Origin of the sequence: Enterobacter sp. WP_7_1 (assembly GCF_003688535.1) — a bacterium.
In the GTDB taxonomy this organism is placed as follows: domain Bacteria; phylum Pseudomonadota; class Gammaproteobacteria; order Enterobacterales; family Enterobacteriaceae; genus Enterobacter; species Enterobacter asburiae.
On the sequence record NZ_REFK01000001.1, the window covers coordinates 1,557,006 to 1,580,514 of the forward strand.

23 protein-coding genes are annotated in these 23,509 nt (G+C 58.0%); 8 read left to right on the forward strand and 15 right to left on the reverse strand.

The window, feature by feature from the left end; translation table 11 throughout:
- Positions 1 to 41: 41 nt before the first annotated feature.
- The 13 genes from BJ885_RS07730 to BJ885_RS07785 form a co-directional block, all read right to left on the reverse strand.
- The gene (locus tag BJ885_RS07730; RefSeq protein ID WP_121931594.1) at positions 42 to 413 is read right to left on the reverse strand and encodes a hypothetical protein; all 372 of its coding nucleotides are present in this window, start codon (positions 411 to 413) and stop codon (positions 42 to 44) included.
- 87 nt (positions 414 to 500) lie between these two features.
- Positions 501 to 1,061 (reverse strand): RNA polymerase sigma factor, encoded by a 561-nt coding sequence (locus tag BJ885_RS07735; protein ID WP_121931798.1) that lies wholly within the window; start codon positions 1,059 to 1,061, stop codon positions 501 to 503.
- 5 nt (positions 1,062 to 1,066) lie between these two features.
- Entirely contained in the window at positions 1,067 to 1,486 is a 420-nt protein-coding gene (locus tag BJ885_RS07740; protein WP_121931595.1) for a hypothetical protein, read from the reverse strand.
- A gap of 155 nt (positions 1,487 to 1,641) precedes the next feature.
- Positions 1,642 to 1,881, reverse strand: coding sequence for a hypothetical protein (locus tag BJ885_RS07745; RefSeq protein WP_121931596.1), 240 nt, complete (start codon positions 1,879 to 1,881; stop codon positions 1,642 to 1,644).
- 102 nt (positions 1,882 to 1,983) lie between these two features.
- The gene (locus tag BJ885_RS23175; protein WP_147449214.1) at positions 1,984 to 2,931 is read right to left on the reverse strand and encodes a hypothetical protein; all 948 of its coding nucleotides are present in this window, start codon (positions 2,929 to 2,931) and stop codon (positions 1,984 to 1,986) included.
- A 215-nt stretch (positions 2,932 to 3,146) separates the two neighbouring features.
- A complete protein-coding gene (locus tag BJ885_RS07750) occupies positions 3,147 to 4,697 on the reverse strand; it encodes a methyl-accepting chemotaxis protein (protein ID WP_121931597.1) in 1,551 nt (516 codons plus the stop codon).
- Between the two features lie 89 nt (positions 4,698 to 4,786).
- Positions 4,787 to 5,803, reverse strand: coding sequence for a LacI family DNA-binding transcriptional regulator (locus BJ885_RS07755; protein ID WP_047174371.1), 1,017 nt, complete (start codon positions 5,801 to 5,803; stop codon positions 4,787 to 4,789).
- 28 nt (positions 5,804 to 5,831) lie between these two features.
- Positions 5,832 to 7,238, reverse strand: a complete 1,407-nt coding sequence (locus BJ885_RS07760) for a sucrose-6-phosphate hydrolase (protein WP_121931598.1) — start codon at positions 7,236 to 7,238, stop codon at positions 5,832 to 5,834.
- Positions 7,238 to 8,608, reverse strand: coding sequence for a sucrose-specific PTS transporter subunit IIBC (locus BJ885_RS07765; protein WP_121931599.1), 1,371 nt, complete (start codon positions 8,606 to 8,608; stop codon positions 7,238 to 7,240). The genes BJ885_RS07760 and BJ885_RS07765 overlap by 1 nt, the downstream gene beginning before the upstream one ends.
- 66 nt (positions 8,609 to 8,674) lie before the next feature.
- Positions 8,675 to 10,192, reverse strand: a complete 1,518-nt coding sequence (locus BJ885_RS07770; protein ID WP_038417486.1) for a carbohydrate porin — start codon at positions 10,190 to 10,192, stop codon at positions 8,675 to 8,677.
- 173 nt (positions 10,193 to 10,365) lie between these two features.
- Positions 10,366 to 11,256 (reverse strand): aminoimidazole riboside kinase, encoded by an 891-nt coding sequence (locus BJ885_RS07775; protein ID WP_121931600.1) that lies wholly within the window; start codon positions 11,254 to 11,256, stop codon positions 10,366 to 10,368.
- 88 nt (positions 11,257 to 11,344) lie between these two features.
- On the reverse strand, positions 11,345 to 12,556 hold the full coding sequence (locus tag BJ885_RS07780; RefSeq protein WP_121931601.1) for a diguanylate phosphodiesterase: 1,212 nt from the start codon (positions 12,554 to 12,556) through the stop codon (positions 11,345 to 11,347).
- A gap of 95 nt (positions 12,557 to 12,651) precedes the next feature.
- On the reverse strand, positions 12,652 to 14,133 hold the full coding sequence (locus tag BJ885_RS07785; protein ID WP_121931602.1) for a carboxylesterase: 1,482 nt from the start codon (positions 14,131 to 14,133) through the stop codon (positions 12,652 to 12,654).
- A 266-nt stretch (positions 14,134 to 14,399) separates the two neighbouring features.
- Between BJ885_RS07785 and BJ885_RS07790 the strand changes: the two genes are divergently transcribed.
- The 7 genes from BJ885_RS07790 to BJ885_RS07820 are packed head-to-tail and all read left to right on the forward strand — an operon-like array spanning position 14,400 to position 21,234.
- Positions 14,400 to 15,254: a MurR/RpiR family transcriptional regulator gene (locus BJ885_RS07790; protein WP_029740906.1), complete on the forward strand. Its 855-nt coding sequence runs from the start codon at positions 14,400 to 14,402 to the stop codon at positions 15,252 to 15,254.
- Positions 15,255 to 15,266: 12 nt separating this feature from the next.
- Positions 15,267 to 15,842 (forward strand): D-alanyl-D-alanine dipeptidase, encoded by a 576-nt coding sequence (gene ddpX, locus BJ885_RS07795; RefSeq protein WP_121931603.1) that lies wholly within the window; start codon positions 15,267 to 15,269, stop codon positions 15,840 to 15,842.
- A gap of 15 nt (positions 15,843 to 15,857) precedes the next feature.
- Entirely contained in the window at positions 15,858 to 17,390 is a 1,533-nt protein-coding gene (locus BJ885_RS07800) for an ABC transporter substrate-binding protein (RefSeq protein WP_121931604.1), read from the forward strand.
- Between the two features lie 23 nt (positions 17,391 to 17,413).
- On the forward strand, positions 17,414 to 18,436 hold the full coding sequence (locus tag BJ885_RS07805; RefSeq protein ID WP_032656950.1) for an ABC transporter permease: 1,023 nt from the start codon (positions 17,414 to 17,416) through the stop codon (positions 18,434 to 18,436).
- Positions 18,433 to 19,326, forward strand: coding sequence for a D,D-dipeptide ABC transporter permease (gene ddpC / locus BJ885_RS07810; protein ID WP_047060927.1), 894 nt, complete (start codon positions 18,433 to 18,435; stop codon positions 19,324 to 19,326). Before BJ885_RS07805 ends, ddpC begins: the two co-directional genes overlap by 4 nt.
- A complete protein-coding gene (locus tag BJ885_RS07815) occupies positions 19,326 to 20,312 on the forward strand; it encodes an ABC transporter ATP-binding protein (RefSeq protein ID WP_121931605.1) in 987 nt (328 codons plus the stop codon). Before ddpC ends, BJ885_RS07815 begins: the two co-directional genes overlap by 1 nt.
- A complete protein-coding gene (locus BJ885_RS07820) occupies positions 20,305 to 21,234 on the forward strand; it encodes an ABC transporter ATP-binding protein (protein WP_059346797.1) in 930 nt (309 codons plus the stop codon). The genes BJ885_RS07815 and BJ885_RS07820 overlap by 8 nt, the downstream gene beginning before the upstream one ends.
- Here the strand turns inward: BJ885_RS07820 and BJ885_RS07825 are convergent.
- On the reverse strand, positions 21,231 to 21,980 hold the full coding sequence (locus tag BJ885_RS07825; protein ID WP_121931606.1) for an SDR family NAD(P)-dependent oxidoreductase: 750 nt from the start codon (positions 21,978 to 21,980) through the stop codon (positions 21,231 to 21,233). The two genes, BJ885_RS07820 and BJ885_RS07825, sit on opposite strands and share 4 nt — an antisense overlap.
- 133 nt (positions 21,981 to 22,113) lie before the next feature.
- On the opposite strand from BJ885_RS07825, the gene BJ885_RS07830 reads away from it, so the two are divergent.
- Positions 22,114 to 23,019 (forward strand): LysR family transcriptional regulator, encoded by a 906-nt coding sequence (locus BJ885_RS07830; RefSeq protein WP_059346798.1) that lies wholly within the window; start codon positions 22,114 to 22,116, stop codon positions 23,017 to 23,019.
- 23 nt (positions 23,020 to 23,042) lie between these two features.
- Here BJ885_RS07830 and BJ885_RS07835 read toward each other — a convergent pair whose 3' ends face one another.
- Complete coding sequence (locus BJ885_RS07835; protein ID WP_023311893.1) at positions 23,043 to 23,471, reverse strand: OsmC family protein; 429 nt, start codon at positions 23,469 to 23,471, stop codon at positions 23,043 to 23,045.
- Between the last annotated feature and the right edge of the window lie 38 nt (positions 23,472 to 23,509).

Sequence of the window (23,509 nt, forward strand, 5' to 3'; positions counted from 1 at the left end):
CTCCGTGAACAGTGAAAATTATCGTGTGAGGACGATGATTTTCATTCACGGAAAACGCAGTTTTTAAGGTGTATTCGGGGAGGTGGTGCCTGAACGGGCTGTTCTGCGGGAGCAAATGCCCGCCCTTGCGTAAACAGCTGCAGCAGCGCGAAGAAGATAATAATGGCCGGTAGCGCACCGTCGAAGAACAGCGGCTGCGCACAAAGCAGCGAGTGTGCGCCAAGTTGACAAGGCGACGGGCCGGGTTGTTCGGTGCTGCTGCTTTGAGCCGGGGCATCTGCGCTCAGAGAAATCTGCGGATCCAGTCCCTGTAAAAAATGGTTGAGCATCACCGCACGCTGCACGAGGCAAAGCGCCATCGCGAGACAGGTAACGATCAAAAGCCATTTTCCGAGGAGCTGACGGTTGCGCATAACATTCCAGAGTAACAAGACGCCCCGATCATAAACGATAGTGATGAATCTACAAGTGCCGGAAGTGTAAGGTTTTGTCTGTCGCCGCTATTCGCCCGTCAGCGCGTCATAGACGTCCCGCAGCCGCGTGCGCAGAAACAGCACCGCCTTGTGCTTGCGGGATAATAGCGCCTGTTCGCTGGCGCCGGTCTCCTCTGCCAGCATTTTAATGCTGTAACCGTGGAGTTCGGTCTTTTCAAACACCTCACGCTGCGGCGGCGGCAGTTCAGACAGCGCCTGCCCCAGTTCTTCCCACAGCAGCGTTTTGAGGTACTCCTCTTCCGGCGTGTGCGGGACGCCGAACAGGGTTTCGGCCAGCTCGTCCTCCGGGACCCCCTCTTCGTCTACGCCCGTAAAATAGCCGGAGAGTGACACCTCGCGCTTTTTACGCGCCCGGTCGGTCATCTCGTTACGCGCCGCGCGGAACAGCCAGGCGGCGACGTTTTCGACCGGCTGCTCCACTTTCATCAGCTGATAGGTGACTTCCTGCAAAATGTCGTCGGCATCATCGCGAACGGAGGTCCGTCCGCGAATGAAGGCTGTCAGCCGGGCGCGGCAGGCATTGAGCGCCGACATCAGCATGGATCCGCCCGCCTCCCCGGCTTTCATTTCGCTCACTCTGCTTCCGGCGCTTTTGGCGCGGCGTCGTCGCGCTTATCGTCACGATGACCGTGCCAGCCGCAGTGGCCGCGACCGTGGCGACCAAAACCTTCGCGGCGCTGCTGAATAAACGCTTCGCGCTGTTCGGGCGTCATGTTCATCCAGCGCTCGTGCATCCGGCGGTGCGCGCCAAACATCCCCGGGCGGAAACCCAGCCCGCCAAACAGAATGCGGCTCAGCACCAGAATGCCCAGCGCCTGCCAGAAGCCAATCGCCTTCACGCCGAGAATGGCCGGGAGCAAGGCGTTCCACAGGGTCATCACCACCAGGCTGAGCACGATGAAAATCACCGCGCCGATGACTAAGCCCTTGCCCATACGGTGGCGACCGAATCCGCGCCCGTGACCTCTGCCGTGCAGTTCAAAATCTCTCATGGTGTTTACCTCGTTTACAGTAACTGATTATGGCTTGTGATGAGGTAGACGGATGAGGGAGGGAAATATTGCTGGGGAAAATAAATTTTTTGGGCGGTCGGATTTTGACTCATAGCGGTAACGGCTGGCGGGTGCTATGAGTCTCCTTCAGGCCATCATTTTTTCCGAAAGATTCGCTTAACGAATGCGATAACGATGACTGCCAGTATGATCGACACCAGTGCGAGGAAGATGAGCAAGGATAATAGTGGATTTAACAAGCCACCTAAACTGGTGAAGTCGCTGATACGGCCAAGTTGCTCGGACGTGCATACGCGCAGAATGATCTCAGGAATAATAAGCAAAAATATAATGACGGTTAGGACATAAACCAGAGCACCCTTGCGCTTTCCCATTTTCGTTGTTGCCCCTCTATCAAACATGATCAATGATAATAAGGTAATGATACTGCATGGCAGTATAAAACACTAAAAATGTATAAACAGGAAAAATAAACACTATAAACTTCTTACCGAACTGTTAACTCCAATTAGATTAGAAATGTGTTTTTTTAATTTTTCAGTTACTTGAGTGTGCCCAGCAATAGAATCCTTATAAAAAATAGTTCTAAAGTCTGCTAAATCAAAAGGTAATCTTTCCCGTTTTTCATTGCATAATAAAATAACGTCTTTTTTCAAAGCATGAGCATAACCAACTTCATAATATACATTTGGATTGTTTGGAGTAATATCTGCTATAATCACCGATGCCCCTGTTAGCTCTGTAATAATTTCATGAATTATTGAACCATTATTGAATGATTCATCAGCCCTTACCACCTCAAACCCCAACAAATCAAGTGTAGGTTTAATAACCTCAGAATAAAGATCATTAAACTCCTTATTAAACTCCATAACAACAAATGCTTTCGGCGTTGAACTTGACACCATTAACTCATTAATATAAATAGAATCAGCACCAAATAAAGTAAAAGTTATCCCTAATCCGTTATTTGGGAAATAATATGTTAAAACGATAACATCGTTTATAAAAATCGTAACAAACCCAGCATTATTTCTAATTCTAAGCCTCATTGAAGTATTAATAACAGAAACAGTCGACTGCCCAACCGAATTTATTACTGATATCAACCCATTATCATATCTTTTTATTGAGCAAAGATAAGGGGGCTCATTTAAATACACCATGAGATTATCTGTTGCCGACCAGAAGTTAATGGAGAAGTAACAATTATGTCCAGAAAAAACATATTCACAGCAAAGCTCTCCATCATTTAGAACAGCGTTTGTTCTAACATCAGCAGGAGGTGAAGGTACAGGCGGAAGACCTGAACCATTATCAACGAATCCAGAAGCTCCATAACCCTTATACTCAATTGTACCTTCTTTTACGCTTGCATCGCCTGAAATCAATAAAAGATTTAACTTACGACCTATATTAGCCATTGATATACTCCATTTTGAATCAGCTTTACGGTTAGTTATATACCCATCTAAAATATTTTCAATAAGATTGTATTGCCATGTTCGAAACTAAGTTAAACCAGCGATGCATAGAGCCAGAGCAGTTAAGCGCTCTTCGTTATGTGAAGCGTTGATGTTGCGTTAAATACAACTCCATATCTAATAAAAGGCCCCCCAGGGAGCCTCACCTCACTCAATCAAGCCTGCACCGGCAAACTAAAACTCGAAATACTCCGTGAAAGCTGCTGCGCCTGTTCTTCCAGCGATGCCGCTGCCGCAGCGGACTGCTGCACCAGCGCGGCGTTCTGCTGGGTCACGCCATCCATCTCGGTCACCGCCTGGCCGACCTGACTAATCCCGCGGCTCTGCTCTTCAGAGGCGACGGAGATCTGCTCCATCAGCGTATTTACTTTATTCACCGACGAAATAATCGAGTCAATCACCTCGCCCGAGCGGCTCACCAGCTCCGCGCCGTTTTTCACGCTGGAGACCGACTGCGCAATCAGGCTCTCGATGTCTTTAGCCGCCACCGCGCTTTTCTGCGCCAGGGTGCGTACCTCGCTGGCCACGACCGCAAAGCCGCGCCCCTGCGTACCAGCGCGCGCCGCTTCTACCGCCGCGTTCAGCGCCAGAATGTTGGTCTGGAAGGCGATGCTGTTGATCACGCTGGTAATGTCTTCGATGCGCTTCGAGTTCGCCGCGATGGTGTTCATCGTGTCGATCACTTCACGGGTCACCGCTTCACCGGTGTGGGCATTTTTCACCGCGTCCTGCACCAGTTTCCCGGCCTGATAAACGTTGTCGGTATTGTTCGCCACCGTCGCGCTCAGCTCTTCCATGCTCGCTGCCGTCTGGGTCAACGCGGAAGCCTGCTGCTCCGTACGTGACGCCAGGTCGATATTCCCGGAGGCAATCTCCTGCGCCGCGTGCGTTACGGTATGGCTCGCGTCGCGCACCTGGGCGATGGTCGCCAGCAGCGCCTGACGCATCTGTTCCATCGAGCTCATGAGATGATCGATTTCGTTATGTGCGCTCCCCTTGACCGGCACCGGAACGTCCAGCTTGCCTGCCGCAATCTGGCTGCAGTGCTCGCGCGCCAGGTTTACCGGCGCAAAGACAAAGCGCTTCATCAGCAGGCTGACGGCGACAATCACCACCACAAACAGGCTGGCGATAGCGGCAATGATCGCCAGGCCAGAGACGAAGTTACTGCTCGCATCTTCATTCAGGCTTTTGGCGTATTTCTGGTGGACGGAAAGGACCTGGTCGAGAACGATCTCGTACTGACGGTCAAGACGGGAGACTTCCGGGATCAGCGCGTTAAATTTGGCCACATCGTGCGCCTCGGCGGCATCGATCAGCGGCGCCAGTCCCTGGTTGCGGTAGTTTTGCCAGGCATCCTGATAGGCAGTCACCAGCGGCGCTTCATCCGTCAGACGGGGCGAAGCCATAAAGGCCGCAAAGGCGCGGTCCGCTTTGGTCAGCGCCTCTTTCACGGCGGCTAGCTTTGCAGCCCCGTCCGCAGAGTTGCCCGCTTCCACCATCTTCACATACTCCATCACCCGAACGCGCAGCGTACGGCTGTGGTTGATGGGGTCAATAATAGACAGCACAACCTGGATCTCTTTGTTGACGTTATCCAGGGAATTATTACTTTTTATGATGAGGCCAACGCTGGTGACAGTGCTGACAACAAAGAAGAAAAGCAGCGAGAACAGGACGATCAGGGACGACTTTTTCAACGACATAAACCAATACCTCAAGGAGAATTATTCCTTATGGTTATCGGCCATTCCAAAACTTAAATTAATTAAAGTTATTGAAGTATCGAACCGGGCTATTTCGCTGGCTTATAGCGTCGCTGCAGGGTGGCATTGAGCTTGCGCTGCAACGGCTGCGGCGTCTCCCCTTCGATCAATTTGCTAATCAAATCAAAGCAGTGCCACGCCAGCTGGCGGTTATCCTGACGAATGGTATCCACCGGGATCGTCAGCGAATCGTAGAGATAATGATCGTCAAAACTGGCTAACCTGATATCACTTTGCAACAGGTTGTGTTGGCCCATATAGCGCAGCACCCCTTCCAGCAGCCCGCAGGCGGCGGCGAACAGCGCTTTCGGCGGACGCCCCAGACGGGCGCAGAGTTCAGCAAACATCTCGTACCCGGAGCTCGGGTGATAGTTGCCGTGAATGATCCACTCGGGGCGCAGCTCCACGCCTGCCTCTCGCAGACCTTGCTTAAACCCTTCCAGACGATCGCGCGTCGGAGAAAGGCGCGGCTGGCCGCCGAGAAAATAGAATTCATCAGGATGCTGGCGCGCAATGTCGGCCACCAGTTCCGCCGTCGGGGTAATCGAATCGGTGATCACCAGCGGCAGCGCGCTGTCGTTGATGTGGCGGTCAAACAGGACAACGGGCAGCTGCTCGCTCAGCTTGTGGTAGTCCGCATCGTTAAGCATGCTGGAGGCCACAATCAGCCCGTCCACCTGGCGCGCCACCATGTTGTTCACCACCACCGTCTCCTGCCCCGGGTTTTCATCGCTGCAGGAGATCAGCAGCTGAACGCCCGCCTCGCGGCACAGCGTTTCCAGCTCGTGAGAAAACACGGCAAAGCCGTAGTTGGTGATCTCCGGGACCACCAGACCAATGGTGTGGCTGCGGTTATCGCGCAGCGACCGGGCGTGAATGCTGGGCTGATAGTGGTGCTCTTTTGCAATCGCCAGCACGCGCTCGCGCGTCTCTTCCGCCACGCGAAGCTCTTTGCTGCGCCCGTTCAGGACCAGGCTGGCGGTGGCTTTTGACACACCCGCCAGCTCCGCGATGTCTTTAATGGTGACGCGTTTTGTTTTTCTCACAACGACTTAGATCCGGCTGCCAAAACCCTCATTCTATCATGCAGGCGCGCAGCGACCAGTAGCGTAATGTGATATCGGACGCACCTTCGAATCGCACCCGGGCCGGATGGTCAGGAAAATAGCGGCTGCTCATCACCCCTTCACCGTGATTGATGAAAATTTCAACGCTGGAGCGGTCGCACAGAACGCGTAAATGAGTGACGTTGCCCTGCCAGTAGCGGGTCAACGTTTCACCGGTTTTCAGGCTCGCGCGTTCAAGACGTATACCATGTTCATCGACCGTGAGGCGCAGCGCACCGCCAAAATCGACATTCACCTGCGATGCGCTGAGCTCAAACTCCAGGCGCGTCGCGTCCAGGTCCGGCGCCTCGCTGGCGCGCCCCTGCCAGCGCTGCTCATCTTCACGCAGCCCCGCCAGCTCGCGCGCCGGGGTCTGCCAGAGCCTGCCGTCGCGATAGCGTAATTCACGCGGGCAGGTCATCTGGTGCATCCAGCCGTGCGCCCGGGTTGGCTGAAGCATCTCTTCCCCGTCTGGTACGCCCATCCAGCCGATCAGAATGCGTCGTCCGTCTTCCGCCAGCGTCGTTTGCGGAGCGTAAAACTCAAAGCCCGCGTCCAGCTCGTGCAGATCGCCGTGATCGAATGCGGCGCTTGCATAGTCAAACGCCCCGCTCGTCCAGGTAGCCGGATAGGTGTTGAGATAGCGATGCGGCTCGCGCGCCAGCCCCTGCGGACAGCTGATCAGGATGTGCGTTCCGTCGAGCGCGAACAGGTCCGGACACTCCCACATATAACCCGCGTCCGTCAGGCCGTTGACCCCGTGACCGGCGATTTCCCCGCAGGACGTCCAGGCGTGCAAATCGGCTGATTTAAACAGCAGCACCTTGCCCCGCTTTTGCACATCCTGCGCGCCGAGCACCATGTACCACTCCCCGTCGTGCTGCCACACCTTCGGGTCGCGCACGTGGCCGGTATAGCCTTCCGGCAGCGCCAGCACCGGCCCCAGCTTCTTAAAGGTACCGTCCGGCTGTTCCACGGCGAGGCACTGCCAGGCCGTGCGGCTGCCGTCATCAAACTTAACGTTGCCGGTGTAGCACAGGGTCAGTAAACCGTGATTGTCCACGGCGCTACCGGAGTAGCAGCCGTTGCGGTCATACTCTTCGTCGGGCATCAGCGCCAGCGGCTCGTGCTGCCAGTGCACCATGTCCGCAGAGCTCCAGTGCCCCCAGCATTTAAACCGATGCTCGCAGTCCAGCGGGTTCCACTGATAGAACAGGTGGTAGCGGCCGGCAAACCAGATAAACCCGTTGGGATCGTTCATCAGCCCCGTCACCGGCGCGGGGTGCCACTGCGGGTAGTGGCTATCCGCCAGCGCCCGCGGCTGACCTTTCATAACGGCCTGCAGGATCGCAGGCCAGCGGGAAGGTAACGTCATTATTCCGAGTCCGTTTTATATTTCAGCAGCAGTGAGACGGTAAACGCCACGCCGAAGGCAATCACCATACCGATAATATAGTTGAGCAGCGAGCTGGCCTGCACGATGGCCATGCCCGGAATAGCGGTCAACCCAACGGCGGTCATGTAGACATGGACAGAGACCACCCAGGCCCCGCCCACCGCGCCGCCGATCAGCGCGGCGATGAACGGCTTAACAAAGCGCAGGTTGATACCAAAAATAGCCGCTTCGGTGATGCCCAGCATCGCAGAAAACGCGGACGGTAAGGTAATGGCTTTGATTTTGGCGTCTTTGGTTTTGAACCACACCGCCAGACAGGCGCCGCCCTGCGCCACGTTCGCCATGGCCCAGATAGGCAGCAGGAAGTTAACGCCAATCGACGGATTACCCAGCAGCCCGGCTTCAATCGCGTGGAAGCTGTGGTGAATACCGGTGATCACAATCACCGAATACAGCCCGCCGAACAGCAGACCCGCCAGCCAGCCCGCGTGGGTAATTAACGTGCTCAGGATAAAGGAGATGCCGTCGCCCAGCGCGCGCCCCGCCGGGCCGATAATCAGTAAGGCGATAAAACCGGAGATAACGACGGTGAGGAACGGCGTCAGGATCAGGTCTAAGGCGTCCGGGATCGCGCGGCGCAGGTTTTTCTCCACGATGCTCATAAACCAGACGGCCAGCAGCACCGGGAATACCGTGCCCTGATAGCCAATCATTGCGATCTCAAGGCCGAAGAAGTTCATGGTGTGGAAGCCGGAGGCCACGCCCCAGGCGTTGGTCAGCGCCGGGTGGGTCAGAATGCCGCCCAGCGTCGCGCCGAGATACGGGTTGCCGCCAAATTCCCGCGCGGCGGTAAAGCCGATCAGAATAGGCAGAATGATAAACGCCGCGGAGCTGCACATGTCCAGCATGATGTAGATGGCGTTATCCGCATTGACCCAGCCGTAGGTTTTCACCATGCCGAGCAGGCCCATCAGCAGGCCGGATGCCACAATCGCGGGAATGATCGGAACAAAGATGTTGGAGAGCAGACGGGCAATGCGCTGGAACGGGTTCAGCTTACGCGCCGCCAGATCCGCGGCCTCAGACTTGCTGGATTCGCTAATCCCCGCCGCCTGAATAAACGCGGCGTACACCTTGTTGACCACGCCCGTGCCAAAAATCACCTGCATCTGCCCGGCGTTACGAAAACAGCCTTTTACGCCGTCGACCTTGCCGATCGCCTGCTGATCGGCAAGCGCGTCATCAACCAGCACCAGACGAAGACGCGTTGCGCAGTGCGCCGCGCTGGCGATATTTTCCTTGCCACCGAGCAGCGGAATAAGCTCGCGGGCGATTTGATTAAAATCCATAGATACCTCTGCCTGACTTCTTTTTATGATGTGCGAAACGCTCCCGCCAGGCGGGAGCGTGATGGGTTAAAACCAGGTTTCCATCTGGACCCCAAAGTTCCATTCCCCGCCGGCGTTGAAGCCGCTGCTGCCAAAGGCATCATCGCTGGCGTAATGATCCAGTTTGCTGCTCCAGTCCATCCAGGTGGCAAACAGACGAAGCTCCGGACGGCTGAAGAAATCGCCGATTTTGCTCGCTTTTAACGTCGGCGCAAAGGTCAGCTTGTAGAAACTACCGTTAACGGCGTTGCGGTCCTTATAGCCTTCCGGATTTAAATCCATGTACTGATAGCTCCCCTCAAAGGCCAGAGCGAAGTTCTGCGTCACTTCTTTAATCAGGCGAGTGTTGAGCGTCACCCACTCATAGCTATCGCCCTTGACGTAGCGATCTTTACTGCTCTGCGCCAGTACGGCGGGCGCAACGCTCCATCCACCGCCAATCGGCGTGACACCGTAACTTGCGAAGCGCCAGGTATCCGCCTCAGGCAGCAGCGCCCCGTCGGAACCGATGCTTTTCACTTCCGCACCCAGCCCGTGGCCGTACAGCAGCGCCGTTTTGGCCGTCCCTTCCCGCAGGCCGTAGAAGCTCTCGTTATGCAACCCGACCAGCGCATGAACGCCGGTATTGGCGGCGTCAGTTTTGATGAGATCGCCGTTGGTGTCTTTACGGTCGTCGTTATCCTTCGCCCGCAGGCCGCTCACCATCAGCTGGAACGGTCCGGCGAAGTGGTTCATGCTGAGGATATAGTTCTGAACGTTATTGTCGGTCTGCTCCACGCTGCCGAAGTTGCGGCCGTAGATGGAGAAGTTGCTGCGCAGAGAATCGTTCCATTTCACGTCATAGACGCCGCCGCCGGTACCGGCCAGGAACACCACGTCGGAGTCCAGCCAGTGAATATCAAAGTTGTCGCGGTCGAAGCGTTTACCCGCCCAGAAGGTGCTGCCCTTCAGCGCGCCGGTAAAATCAGGCAGGTTGCCCAGCTCCGCGAAGGCCTGGCGAATATTGAGATCGCTGGTATCGGCTGACCAGTCGTTATAGGTTCTCTGACCGTCGGCCAGCATCGCTTTGAAGCGCGTGGTGGCCCCGTTATCCAGAGTTTGCTTGTGCTCCAGGTTCAGTTCGACGTAGGTGTCGGCTTCGTTACCCAGACGCCCTACCGCGCCGCCGGTTTCTCCGGCCGGGGTCAGATAAGGACCGCTTTTGCTGCTGGAGGCCGCATCGTTCATCAGCAGGCCCGAACGGGCGTAGCCGTGGAACTCAAACCCGCTGCTTTGATCCGCCTTCTTCTCCAGCGCGGTGGTGCGCTGCGCCACCGCCTGGGTTGTCGTTTGCGTCTGCTGCTGCGCGGCAACCAGCTGCTGCGTTTTTTGTTCCGCATCGGTGGCGCGCTTTTCAGCCACCTGGGCACGCGTTTCCGCTGCCTGGAGGCGCTGCTCCATCGCGGCAAGACGCGCTTCGATACTTGTCATATCCGTTTGGGCAAAAACAGAGGTACTTCCGGCCAGCATGCCTATCATCACGGCAAGTCTGCGTTTTTTATACATTTTGTCGCATCCCTAAAAGAAGTCATTAAACGTGCTAAATTGCTAAACCGGTTTAGGTTGCTGATACTAAACCTCTGAATTTTGGATCGGCAATCTTTTTTGCTAAACCGTTTTAGTAAGTGTGATCGAGGCGACAATTCAGGCCGCCGGATGGCGGCCAGTGAAGGAAGGAATTACAGTTCGTGCTGCCACGGCAAGGCGGTCATCGCCCCTTTGGCCGTGGTGGCTAATGCGCCGCAGCGCTGGGCTAAGGCGATGACCGGCGTCAGGTCCTGCCCGGCGGCCAGCCCGTATAGCAGTCCGGCGACAAAGGCGTCGCCCGCGCCGGTGGTATCGACGCACTCAACGGGGGTTGCCGGATAGTGCTTCGCGGCGCCGTCATGCCAGGCGATCACCCCCTCTTTTCCCTGGGTGACAAGCACCAGACGCGCCGGGCAGCGCGCCATCAGCGCGTTCAGACCGACGTTAACCTCTACATTTCCGGTTAAAAAAGCCAGCTCTTCCACAGAGAGTTTCACCACGTCGGCGCTCTGCAGGGCCTGCTCCAGGCAGCGGCGCAGCGCGTTCTCATCCGGCCAGAGGTCCGGGCGAATATTGGGGTCGAAGCTGACGTAGCCGCCCGCCCCGCGAACGGCGGCCATCGCCTCAAACGTCGCGGAACGGCTCGGCTCTGCGCTTAACGCGATGGAACAGACGTGCAGCCACTCTCCGGCGCTGAACGTCGGCAGATCGGCGGTTTCCAGAAACAGATCGGCGCTCGGGCGCACCATAAAGGTAAACGAGCGTTCGCCGTGGTCATCCAGATCGACCACTACCGTTGAGGTTCGGTGCGCCGGGTCAAGGCGCATAGACTTCACGTCGACCTTTTCGTCAGCGAGAGTTTTCGCCATAAAGCGCCCGAATGGATCGTCGCCAACCCTGCCGATAAAGGCGCTCTGGCCGCCCAGCCGGGCAATACCGACCGCAACGTTTGCCGGTGCACCGCCGGGACACTGCAGCAATCTGCCTTCTCCATCGGGCAGCAAATCCACTACCGCATCGCCAAGTACCCAGATTTTTTTCATGTGTTCCTCGTAGCTAAACAATATTAAACCGTTTTAGCTATTTAAGCACAGGCAGGACGAAGGGGAAATAACGCGGGAGGAAAATTGGCTAACGCACCAGATGCGGCCAGTGAATATTACCGACGCCATTAAGCTGCGGGCGGGCAAACAGAAAGCCCTGGAAACGGCGGATCCCGGCAGACTCGAGCCAGCACCACTCCTCTATCTTCTCGATCCCTTCGGCCACCAGGGTAATTTCGAGATCGGAGCAACAGCTGACGATGGAGCGCACAATCGCCTGCTTCGGGCCGCTGAGGTGGATATCGCTGACTATCTCCCGGTCAATTTTAATTTTATCCGGCTGGAAGCGGGTCAGCAGCGAAAGACCGGCATACCCGGAACCAAAATCATCGATTGCCAGGCCAATGCCCTCACCGCGAAGCTGCTTGATGGCGCTATTGAACTGGTTGAAACCGGAGATCATCTCGTTTTCCGTCACTTCAATGACCACCTGCTCCGGCTGAAGGCCATGTTTTTTAATCTGATCGACCAAAAACTCCACTGCGCCGGGGACATTCACCAGCGACATCGGCAGCAGGTTTACCGCAATTTTATGGCTGCCAATGCCCAGCTTTTCCGCCAGCGCAAAGGCATACGCTTTCGTCTGGAGATCGACTTCGTAGATTTTGTCCGGGTCGAGGGTGCTGAAGAAATGCTCCGGGCTGCCGCCGTCGTTGCCGCGAATAAGGGCTTCAAGCGAGCTTATCTTCCCTTCCGAGGGCTCAACGATGGGCTGGAGCGCAAACTGACAGGTTTGGTTGGCCATCAGCCCCAGACGTTCGCCAAAGGGCAACGCCTCGGGTGACAGAGTCCATTTTTCAGGTACGTAGCGTGCACCCGACAGGGCCGGACGTTTGCCCGTGATAAACGTCTGGATAAATTTAAACACCCGGTCATCGGATGTGAGATAGCTTTCCAGCTTGCTGTAATTCAGAACCGACTGCAGCACCTCTTTCGGCGACTGCGTTTGCAGATCGAACAGCAGCATACCGACGTTTTCGAAGCGTCTGCGCGGGCCATAGTCCCGCATCAGCTCTACCACTCCACTGTGCCGCTTGTCGTCACGGATTTTATGGAACAGCTTAAGCACGCTCTCTTCCGACCCTTCGAGGATTTGCAGCACGTCACTGCCTTTTGCAAGCAGAACCCCGGTGATATTCAGACTGGCATTGCGGATCCGGGCGCGCTCCACTAGCTCCCTAAGCGCGGAGGACTGACAGGATAAATTCAACTGGCTTCGGTAAATCAGAGTAGTCAGCACAAAAATGGGTTCCGATGAGAAAGAGAGGTGCCTTGAAGCTATTATTTAACATACTTAATCAATGCGACCTAACATATTCACGCCACAGGGGAACGTTACTTTTCCCCGTCCCCGATCCGGCTGTTAATCCTCTCCTGCATATAGCCGTAAAACGGGTTCGAGGTGACCCGCATCAGCGCCTCTTTTCCGACGCTCAACACGGAGGTTTCGCCCCAAAGCGCGATTGTCCCCAGGCTGATGCCGTAGCGGTTTTTCACCCCAGGCTCACGGCCATAGAGATCGTCATCCGGCGGGAACGGCACCGCAACGTGCGACAGGGAATAGACATCCTGCGGCCAGGCCTGCGCAAGCGGCACGACCGTCTCCCGGGTGCTGCCAGCCGGAGTGATTTTCGCCACCGTCGAGAAACTGTGTGCGTCCGCATTGGTAATAATCGTGACACCGTAACGCCTCTGCGCAACCGGCAGCAGCGCCGAGGTGGCCGTCCACGACGACGGTTTGAACAGCGGGCGGAAGCTCGCCGCCTGATTGATGTCAAACACCACCAGCTCGCTGCCGTTTGCCGGAAGCTGGTCAAACAGGCCGGTCACCACCGCGCGGGTGCTGACCGTGGAATCCATCACCGACTGGAACGCCAGCACCGGCGGCAAATTCGCCAGCCTGTTCTCCCGCGCCTCGCGGCCGATTTGCTCCTGCAGGGCCTTCGTCAGCAGCCATGACTGGCGGGCGGCGTTCACCGGGAACGAGTTATATTTGTACGGATTATATTCCGGAGAGATATTCAGCCACGCCGCTTTGGCAAACGCCGGCAGCAGCGCCGGTAACCCGGCGAAACCGGCAAACCGCGCAAAGGCCGTCACGCCAATCATCGGTGAGAGCAGTATCACCTGCTGCGGTTTACGCAGCGAAGGCGCGTCCAGCGCATCGAGGTTATATTTCATCGCCAGCGCCCCGCCGTTGGAGTAGCCCACCAGATGCAAAGGCGCAGCCTCACCCGCCAGACGCGTGGCTTCCCGCACCGCAAGACGCGTCGCCGCGAGCCACATCTCCCAGTCAACGTCCGTCAGCGCGCCGGGCGCGGTACCGTGCCCGGGCAGACGCGGGACCACGGCCACAAAGCCGTGCTGTTGATAGTTCACCGCAAGGCGCCGGACGCTGTAAGGCGAGTCCGTCAGACCGTGCAGCAGCACCACCGCGCCGCGCGGCTTTCCGGCAGGCATCAATACAAACGAGCGGTTGGCATCGGGCGTAAACTGTCCCGGCCACACAAGGCTCTGGCGATAATAGCGGTTTAACGGCGTACGTTCCTCGCCCTCTGTTTTCGCCGTCACCGCGCGATCAAGATCGGCGAAAATGGCGTTTTCCCGGGCGATATACCGGGCAAAATCGGCGTTATCCATCTCGCGCACGGACATCTCATCGGCCCGCCAGGTATGCCAGAGGTGCAGTTCCGGTCCCTGCTGGGAGAGATAGACCCGAACCGCCAGCAGGACAACCAGTACGATCCCGACGACAATCCCTATTTTCTTTGCAAGCGCCATCAGGCGCACGCTGACTCGCCAGGGCAGATTTGCCATGCCGGGATCCTTTTTATATTCACGATACATCTATCTTATCAAAAATGTGAACGGACTGACGGATTCACCAAATTCATACCTGCCGCGTCAGACAGTGCACCAAAAGTGAACTACGCTGCACAAATGTTGATCATTGGTTAAACAAATATTGCATGAAGTTTACTACACAGCGGGTTTCACCCGCCCTGTGAACATGGCACGCGTCATGCATTGTTAACCAGGTAACAAAAATTCGGCCATTGACAGCCTGTTAACAGCGAGGCGGTATGACGACGAAACCTGAGATGTTGAGCCGTATCGAAGCGACGTTCAGCCAGCTCACGCCCAGCGAAAAGCGGGTCGGAAGCTGGCTGCTGGCGCACGCCGCGCAAATCCCGTTTGAAACGGCAGAGAGCATCGGTCAGGCGAGCGGGACCAGCGGAATTACCGTCGGACGCTTTCTGCGCAAGCTGGGGTATCGCAACCTGGAAGATGCCAAAAAGAGCCTGCGCGATCCGTATCAGCCCTGGGGCATGAACGAGCGGCTGGACTCCTGGCAGCAGCAGCGCCCCCTTTCCAGCCGCCTTCAGCATGCCCTGTCGCTGGAAGTGGATGCCATCACGCAGGTGTACCAGCTGGCGCAAACGGACGCCTTCCGTCAGGTGGTGCACAACCTCGCCCACGCCGACGCGGTGTTTGTGCTGGGGATCCAGTCCACGCGCGGGATTGCCAACGCCTTCTTCAGCCACCTCGAGTACCTCCGCCCGCGCGTGAGCTATTCGGAGGGCGCTTCCGGCAGCTGGGTAGAATCCCTGAACTCGGGGTTTTCGCACCCGTACGTCGTGCTGACCGATACGCGCACCTACTCCGCGATGGCCCGTCAGTACTGCCGCGTCGCCAGCGAGAAAGGCATTCCGCTCGCCTTGATCACCGACATCTGGTGCCCGTGGGCGCGGGATTATCCGATGGATTTACTGCAGGTGAAAACCGATACCGGTCACTTCTGGGATTCGCTCGCCCCCGTGAGCTGTCTGTTCAACCTGCTGCTGTCGGGCGTGGTGGAAGCGCTGGGTGATGCGCTCCCGGCACGTCTGGCGGTCAACCGACAATTACAACAAGAGTTTGGTCAATTCGAACGCTAAAGGAGCGGAGCTATGCCCGAAGAGAGTGAACTGATTGATGTGGTGAAGACGTTTCCCACGCTGCATATCGATCTGAAGTACGCCACCGCCGACAACATCATCGGCCGCCCGATCTATCAGGAGGCGCTGTGCCTGCTGCATACCGACGCGGCCACCGCGCTGGCAAAAGCCATCAGCATTGCCTCGCTGGCCGGGCTAAAGCTGGTGGTCTACGACGCCTATCGGCCGCAGCAGGCGCAGGCCCAGCTGTGGGATGCCTGCCCGAACCCGGAATACGTGGTCGACGTGGCGATTGGCTCCAATCACAGCCGGGGTACGGCCATCGACGTCACTCTGATGGATGAACATAACGCCGTGCTGGATATGGGTGCCGGTTTTGACGAAATGCACGACCGCTCGCATCCGTATCACCCCTCCGTGCCGCCGCACGCCCAGCGCAACCGTCTGCTGCTGAACGCCATCATGTTCGGCGGTGGTTTTGTGGGTATCAGCAGCGAATGGTGGCACTTCGAACTGCCGAACGCCGCCAGCTACCCGCTGCTTGACGACCGTTTTGCCTGTTTTCCCCTGACGCACACTTCTCTTTAAACCTGGAGCACTGCCATGAAAACATCGCTTCTCTCGACGCTGATCGCCGCCACGCTGGCGCTGAGCGCACCGCTGGCGCTGGCTGCCGTCCCGAAAGACATGCTGGCGATCGGTAAAGCCGCCGACCCGCAAACGCTCGATCCTGCCATCACCATTGATAACAACGACTGGACCGTCACCTATCCGTCCTACCAGCGTCTGGTCAAGTACAAGCCAGGCTCTACCGAGGTGGAAGGCGATCTGTCGACGGGCTGGAAGGCTTCTGAGGACCAGAAGGAGTGGACTTTTACCCTGGCGGATAACGCGACATTCTCCGACGGCACGCCGGTCACCGCCGAGGCGGTAAAGCTCTCCTTTGAGCGCCTGCTGAAGCTCGGCCAGGGGCCGTCTGAAGCTTTCCCGAAAGACCTGAAAATTGATGCCGTCGATGACCATACGGTGAAGTTCACCCTCAGCCAGCCCTTCGCGCCTTTCCTCTACACGCTGGCAAACGACGGGGCGTCCATTATTAACCCGGCGGTGCTGAAGGCCAATGCGGCGGACGATGCGCGCGGTTTTCTGGCGCAAAACACCGCCGGTTCCGGGCCGTTTATGCTGAAAAGCTGGCAGAAAGGCCAGCAGCTGATTCTGGTCCCTAACCCTCACTGGCAGGGTGAAAAGCCGCACTTTAAGCGCGTCTCGGTGAAAATTATCGGTGAGAGCGCCTCGCGCCGACTGCAGCTTTCCCGCGGCGATCTGGACATTGCCGACGCCCTGCCGGTCGATCAGCTTGCGGCCCTGAAGCAGGAAGGCAAAGTCGCCGTCGCGGAATACCCGTCCCTGCGCGTGACTTACCTCTATCTCAACAACAGCAAAGCGCCGCTCAATCAGCTGGATTTACGTCGGGCCATCTCCTGGGCGACGGATTACCAGGGGATGGTGAAAGGCATTCTGAGCGGCAACGGCAAGCAGATGCGCGGCCCGATCCCGGAAGGCATGTGGGGCTTTGACGCCACGGCAATGCAGTACAGCTTCGATGAGGCCAAAGCCAAAGCGGCGCTGGAGAAGGTCAAAGACAAACCCGCCAGCCTGACCTTCCTCTACTCGGATAACGACCCGAACTGGGAGCCTATCGCCCTCTCCACTCAGGCCAGCCTTGGCAAGATCGGCATTAGCGTCAAGCTGGAAAAACTGGCGAATGCGACCATGCGCGACCGCGTCGGAAAAGGCGATTACGACATTGCCATCGGCAACTGGAGCCCGGACTTTGCCGACCCGTACATGTTCATGAACTACTGGTTCGAATCGGACAAAAAAGGGCTGCCGGGCAACCGTTCGTTCTATGAGAACAAAGAGGTCGATTCGCTGCTGCAGGCCGCGCTGAAAACCACCGACCAGGCGGAACGCACCAAAGATTACCAGCAGGCGCAGAAGGTGGTTATCGACGAGGCGGCCTACGTTTATCTGTTCCAGAAAAACTACCAGCTGGCGATGAACAAAGAGGTCAAAGGCTTCACCTTTAATCCGATGCTCGAGCAGGTGTTCAACATCGCCACCATGAGCAAATAACGGTTGTCGCCGGGGGAAAGCGTATGACGTTCTGGAGCATAGTGCGCCAGCGCTGCTGGGGGTTAATCCTGGTGGTGGCCGGTGTCTGTATTATCACCTTTATTATTTCACACCTGATCCCCGGCGATCCGGCCCGTCTGCTGGCCGGCGATCGCGCCAGCGACGAAATCGTGCAGAACATCCGCCAGCAGCTAGGGCTGGATCGGCCGCTATATATACAGTTTGGCCGCTACGTGGACGCTCTGGCGCACGGTGATTTAGGCACTTCCATCCGTACCGGACGTCCGGTCGCCGAAGATCTGAAGGCCTTTTTCCCCGCCACGCTGGAGCTGGCCTTTTGTTCTCTGCTGCTGGCGCTGGTCATCGGCGTGCCGCTGGGGATTTTGTCGGCGGTGTACCGCAACCGCTGGCTGGATCACCTGGTGCGTTTAATGGCGATGACCGGGATCTCCACGCCGGCCTTCTGGCTCGGGCTGGGCGTTATCGTGCTGTTCTACGGGCACCTGCAGATCCTGCCGGGCGGCGGCAGGCTGGATGACTGGCTCGATCCGCCGACGCACGTCACCGGGTTTTATCTGCTGGACGCGCTGCTGGAGGGCAACGGTGAGGTGTTCTTCAACGCGCTTCAGCACCTGATTTTACCCTCGCTGACGCTGGCGTTTGTTCACCTGGGGATTGTGGCGCGCCAGGTCCGCTCGGCGATGCTGGAGCAGCTTAGCGAAGACTACATCCGCACCGCGCGCGCCAGCGGCCTGCCCGGCTGGTACATCGTCCTGCGCTACGCCCTGCCCAATGCGATGATCCCGTCCATCACCGTGCTCGGGCTGGCGCTGGGCGATCTGCTTTACGGCGCCGTGCTAACCGAAACCGTCTTTGCCTGGCCGGGCATGGGCGCCTGGGTGGTGACGTCCATTCAGGCGCTCGATTTCCCTGCCGTGATGGGCTTTGCCGTCGTCGTTTCGCTGGCCTACGTGCTGGTTAATCTGGTGGTCGATCTGCTTTACCTGTGGATTGACCCGCGAATCGGGCGCGGAGGTGCCGAATGATGTTAACGCAGGAAACGCCCGTCCCGGTTAAAACCGCCGGACAACGCATCAACTGGGCAAAGCTGTTCTGGATGCTGCGTCAAAGCCCGCTCACGATCGTTGGCGGCGTCATTATGATTGCGATGCTCTTTCTGATGGTGGCCTCACCGTGGATCGTGCCGCATGACCCGAACGCGCTGGATCTGACCGCACGCCTGCAGGCGCCTTCTGCGCAACACTGGTTTGGTACCGATGAGGTAGGACGCGACCTGTTCAGCCGCGTGCTGACGGGCAGCCAGCAGTCGATTACCGCCGGGCTGGCTGTGGTGGCGATTGCGGGCGGCATCGGCTCGCTGCTGGGCTGTTTTTCCGGCGTACTGGGCGGGCGCGGCGACGCTATCATCATGCGGGTGATGGACATTATGCTCTCCATTCCCTCCCTGGTGCTGACCATGGCGCTGGCCGCCGCGCTCGGGCCTAGCCTCTTCAATGCCATGCTGGCGATTGCGATTGTCCGCATCCCGTTTTACGTCCGCCTGGCGCGCGGGCAAACCCTGGTGGTGCGCCAGTTTACCTACGTTCAGGCCGCCCGCACCTTTGGCGCGTCCCGCTGGCATTTGATCCGCTGGCATATCCTGCGCAACGCCCTGCCGCCGCTGATTGTGCAGGCTTCGCTGGATATCGGCAGCGCTATTCTGATGGCCGCCACGCTGGGGTTTATTGGCCTGGGCGCGCAGCAGCCCACCGCCGAATGGGGCGCGATGGTGGCCGTTGGCCGTAACTACGTCCTGGACCAGTGGTGGTACTGCGCCTTTCCCGGTGCGGCGATTTTGATTACCGCCGTGGGCTTTAACCTGTTTGGCGACGGTATCCGCGACCTGCTGGATCCGAAGTCGGGAGGAAAACAGTAATGACCGAACCGGTATTACGTATTGAAGACCTGCATCTGAGCTTCCCGATTTTTCGCGGTGAGGTCCACGCGCTGAACCACGTCTCGCTGGAGATCGGCAGGGGCGAAATCGTCGGCGTGGTGGGCGAGTCGGGATCGGGTAAATCCGTGACCGCCATGCTCGCCATGCGGCTGCTGCCGGAAGGGAGTTACCGCATTCATCACGGACAGGTGAAGTTACTCGGTGAAAACGTCCTGACGGCGTCCGAGAAGCAGCTTCGCCAGTGGCGCGGTGCCCGAGTGGCGATGATTTTTCAGGAGCCCATGACCGCCCTCAACCCGACGCGGCGGATTGGCAAACAGATGGTGGAGGTGATCCGCCAGCATCAGCCGCTTTCGCGGCGCGAGGCGCAGCAGAAGGCGATTACCCTGCTGGAAGAGATGCAAATCCCGGACGCGAAGCAGGTCATGGAGCGTTATCCGTTTGAACTCTCCGGCGGCATGCGCCAGCGGGTGATGATCGCCCTTGCCTTCTCCTGTGAGCCGGAGCTGATCGTCGCCGACGAACCGACCACCGCGCTGGACGTTACCGTCCAGCTGCAGGTGCTGCGCCTGCTGAAGCATAAGGCGCGGGCCAGCGGGACCTCGGTGCTGTTTATCAGCCATGATATGGCCGTGGTGTCGCAGCTCTGCGACAGAATGTACGTAATGTATGCGGGCAGCGTGATTGAGAGCGGCGCCACGCAAACGCTGATCGACCGCCCTGTACACCCCTATTCCATCGGCCTGCTGCAGTGCGCCCCGGAAAACGGCCAGCCGCGCGACCTGCTTCCTGCCATCCCCGGCACGGTCCCCAACCTCAGCCAGCTTCCGCAGGGTTGCGCCTTCCGCGAGCGCTGCTTTGCCGCCGGGGCGAAATGCAGCGAAACGCCGCGCTTACAGCCCAATGGCGCAGAAGGCCAACAGGCTGCCTGCTGGTATCCACAACGGGAGAAACACCATGTCTGATGTACTGCTGGAACTGGATAGCGTGCACGTGAACTTTGCGGCGCGCAAAAACTGGCTGGGGCGCGTAACGGAACAGGTCCATGCCCTAAACGGGCTCGATCTGCAGATCCGTCGGGGGGAAACGCTGGGTATTGTCGGGGAATCCGGCTGCGGGAAAAGCACGCTGGCCCAGCTGCTGATGGGCATGCTTAAGCCCAGCATCGGCGCGTGCCAGCGGGCGCACCACGCGGGCGGCATGCAGATGGTGTTTCAGGATCCGCTCTCGTCGCTCGACCCGCGATTGCCGGTCTGGCGAATCATCACCGAGCCGGTGTGGGTGCAAAAACGCAGCAGCGAGCGCGAACGCCGTCAGCTGGCGGAGGATCTTGCGCTGCAGGTGGGCATCCGCCCGGAATACCTCGACAGGCTTCCGCACGCCTTCTCCGGCGGGCAGCGCCAGCGCATCGCCATTGCCCGTGCGCTCTCGTCCGACCCCGATATTATCGTACTTGATGAACCTACCAGCGCGCTGGATATCTCCGTGCAGGCGCAAATCCTCAACCTGCTGGTGACGCTGCAACAGCAGCGTAATCTGACCTATGTGTTAATTTCGCATAACGTATCGGTGGTCAGACACATGAGCGACCGGGTGGCGGTGATGTACCTCGGGCAGATTGTGGAGCTGGGCAGCGCCGCGCAGGTGCTTGGCGAGCCGCGCCATCCCTATACCCGTCTGCTGCTCGACTCGGTTCCCCGCACCGGTGAACCGCTGGATGAAAATCTGGCGTTACGCAAAACGGAGCTTCCCGGCAACCGTCATCTGCCCGAAGGCTGTTTTTTCCGCGACCGTTGTCCGATGGCAACGCAGGGGTGTGAGCGTCCCCAGCCGTTACAGCCCTCACGCGAGGGCCGTAACGTCCGCTGCTGGCGCAGTCTGGATTAGATTTGGGCCATCCCGCCGTCCACAAACAGCTCGATGGCGTTAATAAAGCTGGCCGCGTCGGAGGCCAGAAACGCCACCGCTTTACCCACCTCGCCCGGCGCGCCTAAACGCCCCAGCGGTACCTGCGCCGCCAGCGCGTCGTACAGCCCCTGACGGTGTTCTTCCGGCACCAGATCGCCAAGCCCAGGCGTTTTGATCGGGCCCGGGCTCACCACGTTGACGCGGATCCCGCGGCCCTGCAAATCCAGCGCCCAGGAGCGGGCAAAGTTGCGCACTGCGGCCTTGCTGGCGCTGTAGACGCTGAAGTTGGCCGTCCCTTTAATGGACACCGTCGAGCCGGTAAGAATAATCGACGATCCGGCGGAGAGCAGCGGCAGCGCCTTCTGCACCGTAAACAGCACCCCGCGAACGTTAGTGCCGAAAATCCGGTCAAACTGCTCTTCGGTGATCGCGCCCAGCGGCAGCATATCGCCGCCACCGGCATTGGCGAACAGGATATCAAGACGGCCTTCATCTTTTGCTATCCGGGCATAAACCTCATCCAGATCGGCAAGCTTTGAGACATCCGCGCGAATGCCCACTGCGTCAGAAGCAATCTCTGCTACCGCGGCGTCTAGTTCGGCCTGACGACGACCGGTGATGTACACCTTCGCGCCCTGCGCCGCCAGCTCCTGCGCCGTGGCAAGACCAATACCGGTGCTGCCGCCGGTGACCAGTGCGATTTTTCCTGAGAGAGTCATGTTCATGTCATTTACCTTTTGTTGGGTTTGCGGTGCGCGCTTTCGCTCGCGTTGAACAAACTTTAGCCCTTGCGGCATTAGTGAAAAACAGGCAAAAATGAAAATGACTATTCATACACAGAAATAATCAGAGGTCATCATGGACCAGCTCATGGCGATGCGCGCCTTTACGCGGGTCGTGGAGTCAGGCAGTTTTACCCGCGCGGCGGACTCGCTGAATATGCCAATCGCCACGCTGAGCAAGCTGGTCAAATCGCTTGAGGCGCACCTGGAGATACGCCTTCTGCACCGCACCACTCGCCGGGTGGTCGCGACGCCTGAAGGGATGGAATACTATGAAAAAGCGCTCAGGGTGCTGATTGATATCGAAGATATCGACACCTCGTTTCGCGTTTCCCGCGCGACGCCAAAAGGGCATTTGCGGGTTGACGTGGGCGGCTCCACCGCCCGGGACGTGCTCATCCCCCTGCTTCCGGAATTCATGCTGCGCTACCCGGATATCCGCATCGACCTTGGCGTGGCCGACCGGCCGGTCGATCTCATCAGCGGTAACGTAGACTGCGTGATCCGCGGCGGTCCGCTGGACGACTCGACCCTCATCGCCCGTCATCTCGGTAACGCCGAGATGGTCACCTGCGCGACGCCGGGTTACCTGAAAAATCACGGCGTCCCGGCCTATCCGCAGGAGCTGTGCAACGGCCACAAGCTGATTAGCTATCTCTCGCCCGTCACCGGACGGCCGTTTCCGTTTCGCTTCCGGCTGAACGGCGAGGCGCTGGAGATCAACATTCCGCACTATCTCGGCGTCAATGAAAGTAATGCCCATCTGGCGGCTGCCGCGGCGGGGCTGGGGATCGTTCAAACGTTTGAGTATTCGGCAAAGGCGTATTTGCATGCGGGGGCGCTGACGGCGATTCTGGGCGACTGGCGTCCTGCCGCGTATCCGTTCCATGTGGTTTACCCGCAGAACCGACATTTAACGCACCGTCTTAAGGTATTTATTGCCTGGCTGGCGGAGGTGTTCCCCGCCGCGCTGAAGGGATAGCCGGGCGCGAACCCGGCTGCGGCTTAGTTGAGCTTATAGTCCAGAGTAATCTCGGCCTTCAGGAGCTGCGAAACCGGGCAGCCCGCTTTTGCTTTCTGAATAATGCCGTCGAACTGCTGCGGGGCAATGCCTGGAACGGTCACCTTACTTTTCAGGGCAACCTTAGTGATGGCAAAGCCGCCGTCGGTTTTATCCAGAGAGACATCCGCGGTGGTATCAATGGAATCGGCAGTATAGCCCGCTTCCCCGAGCATCAGCGACAGCGCCATTGAGAAGCAGGCCGCATGTGCCGCGCCAATCAGCTCTTCGGGGTTGGTCCCCTTTTCACCCTCAAAGCGGGTATTGAAACCATAAGGCTGTTGATTGAGAACGCCGCTCTCGGTGGAAACCGTTCCTTTTCCGCGCTTAATGTCGCCAGACCAGTGTGCCGAACCGTGCTTATGAATAGTCATTCTTGCTCTCCTTTTGGCTTACAAAGGGTTAAGTATAG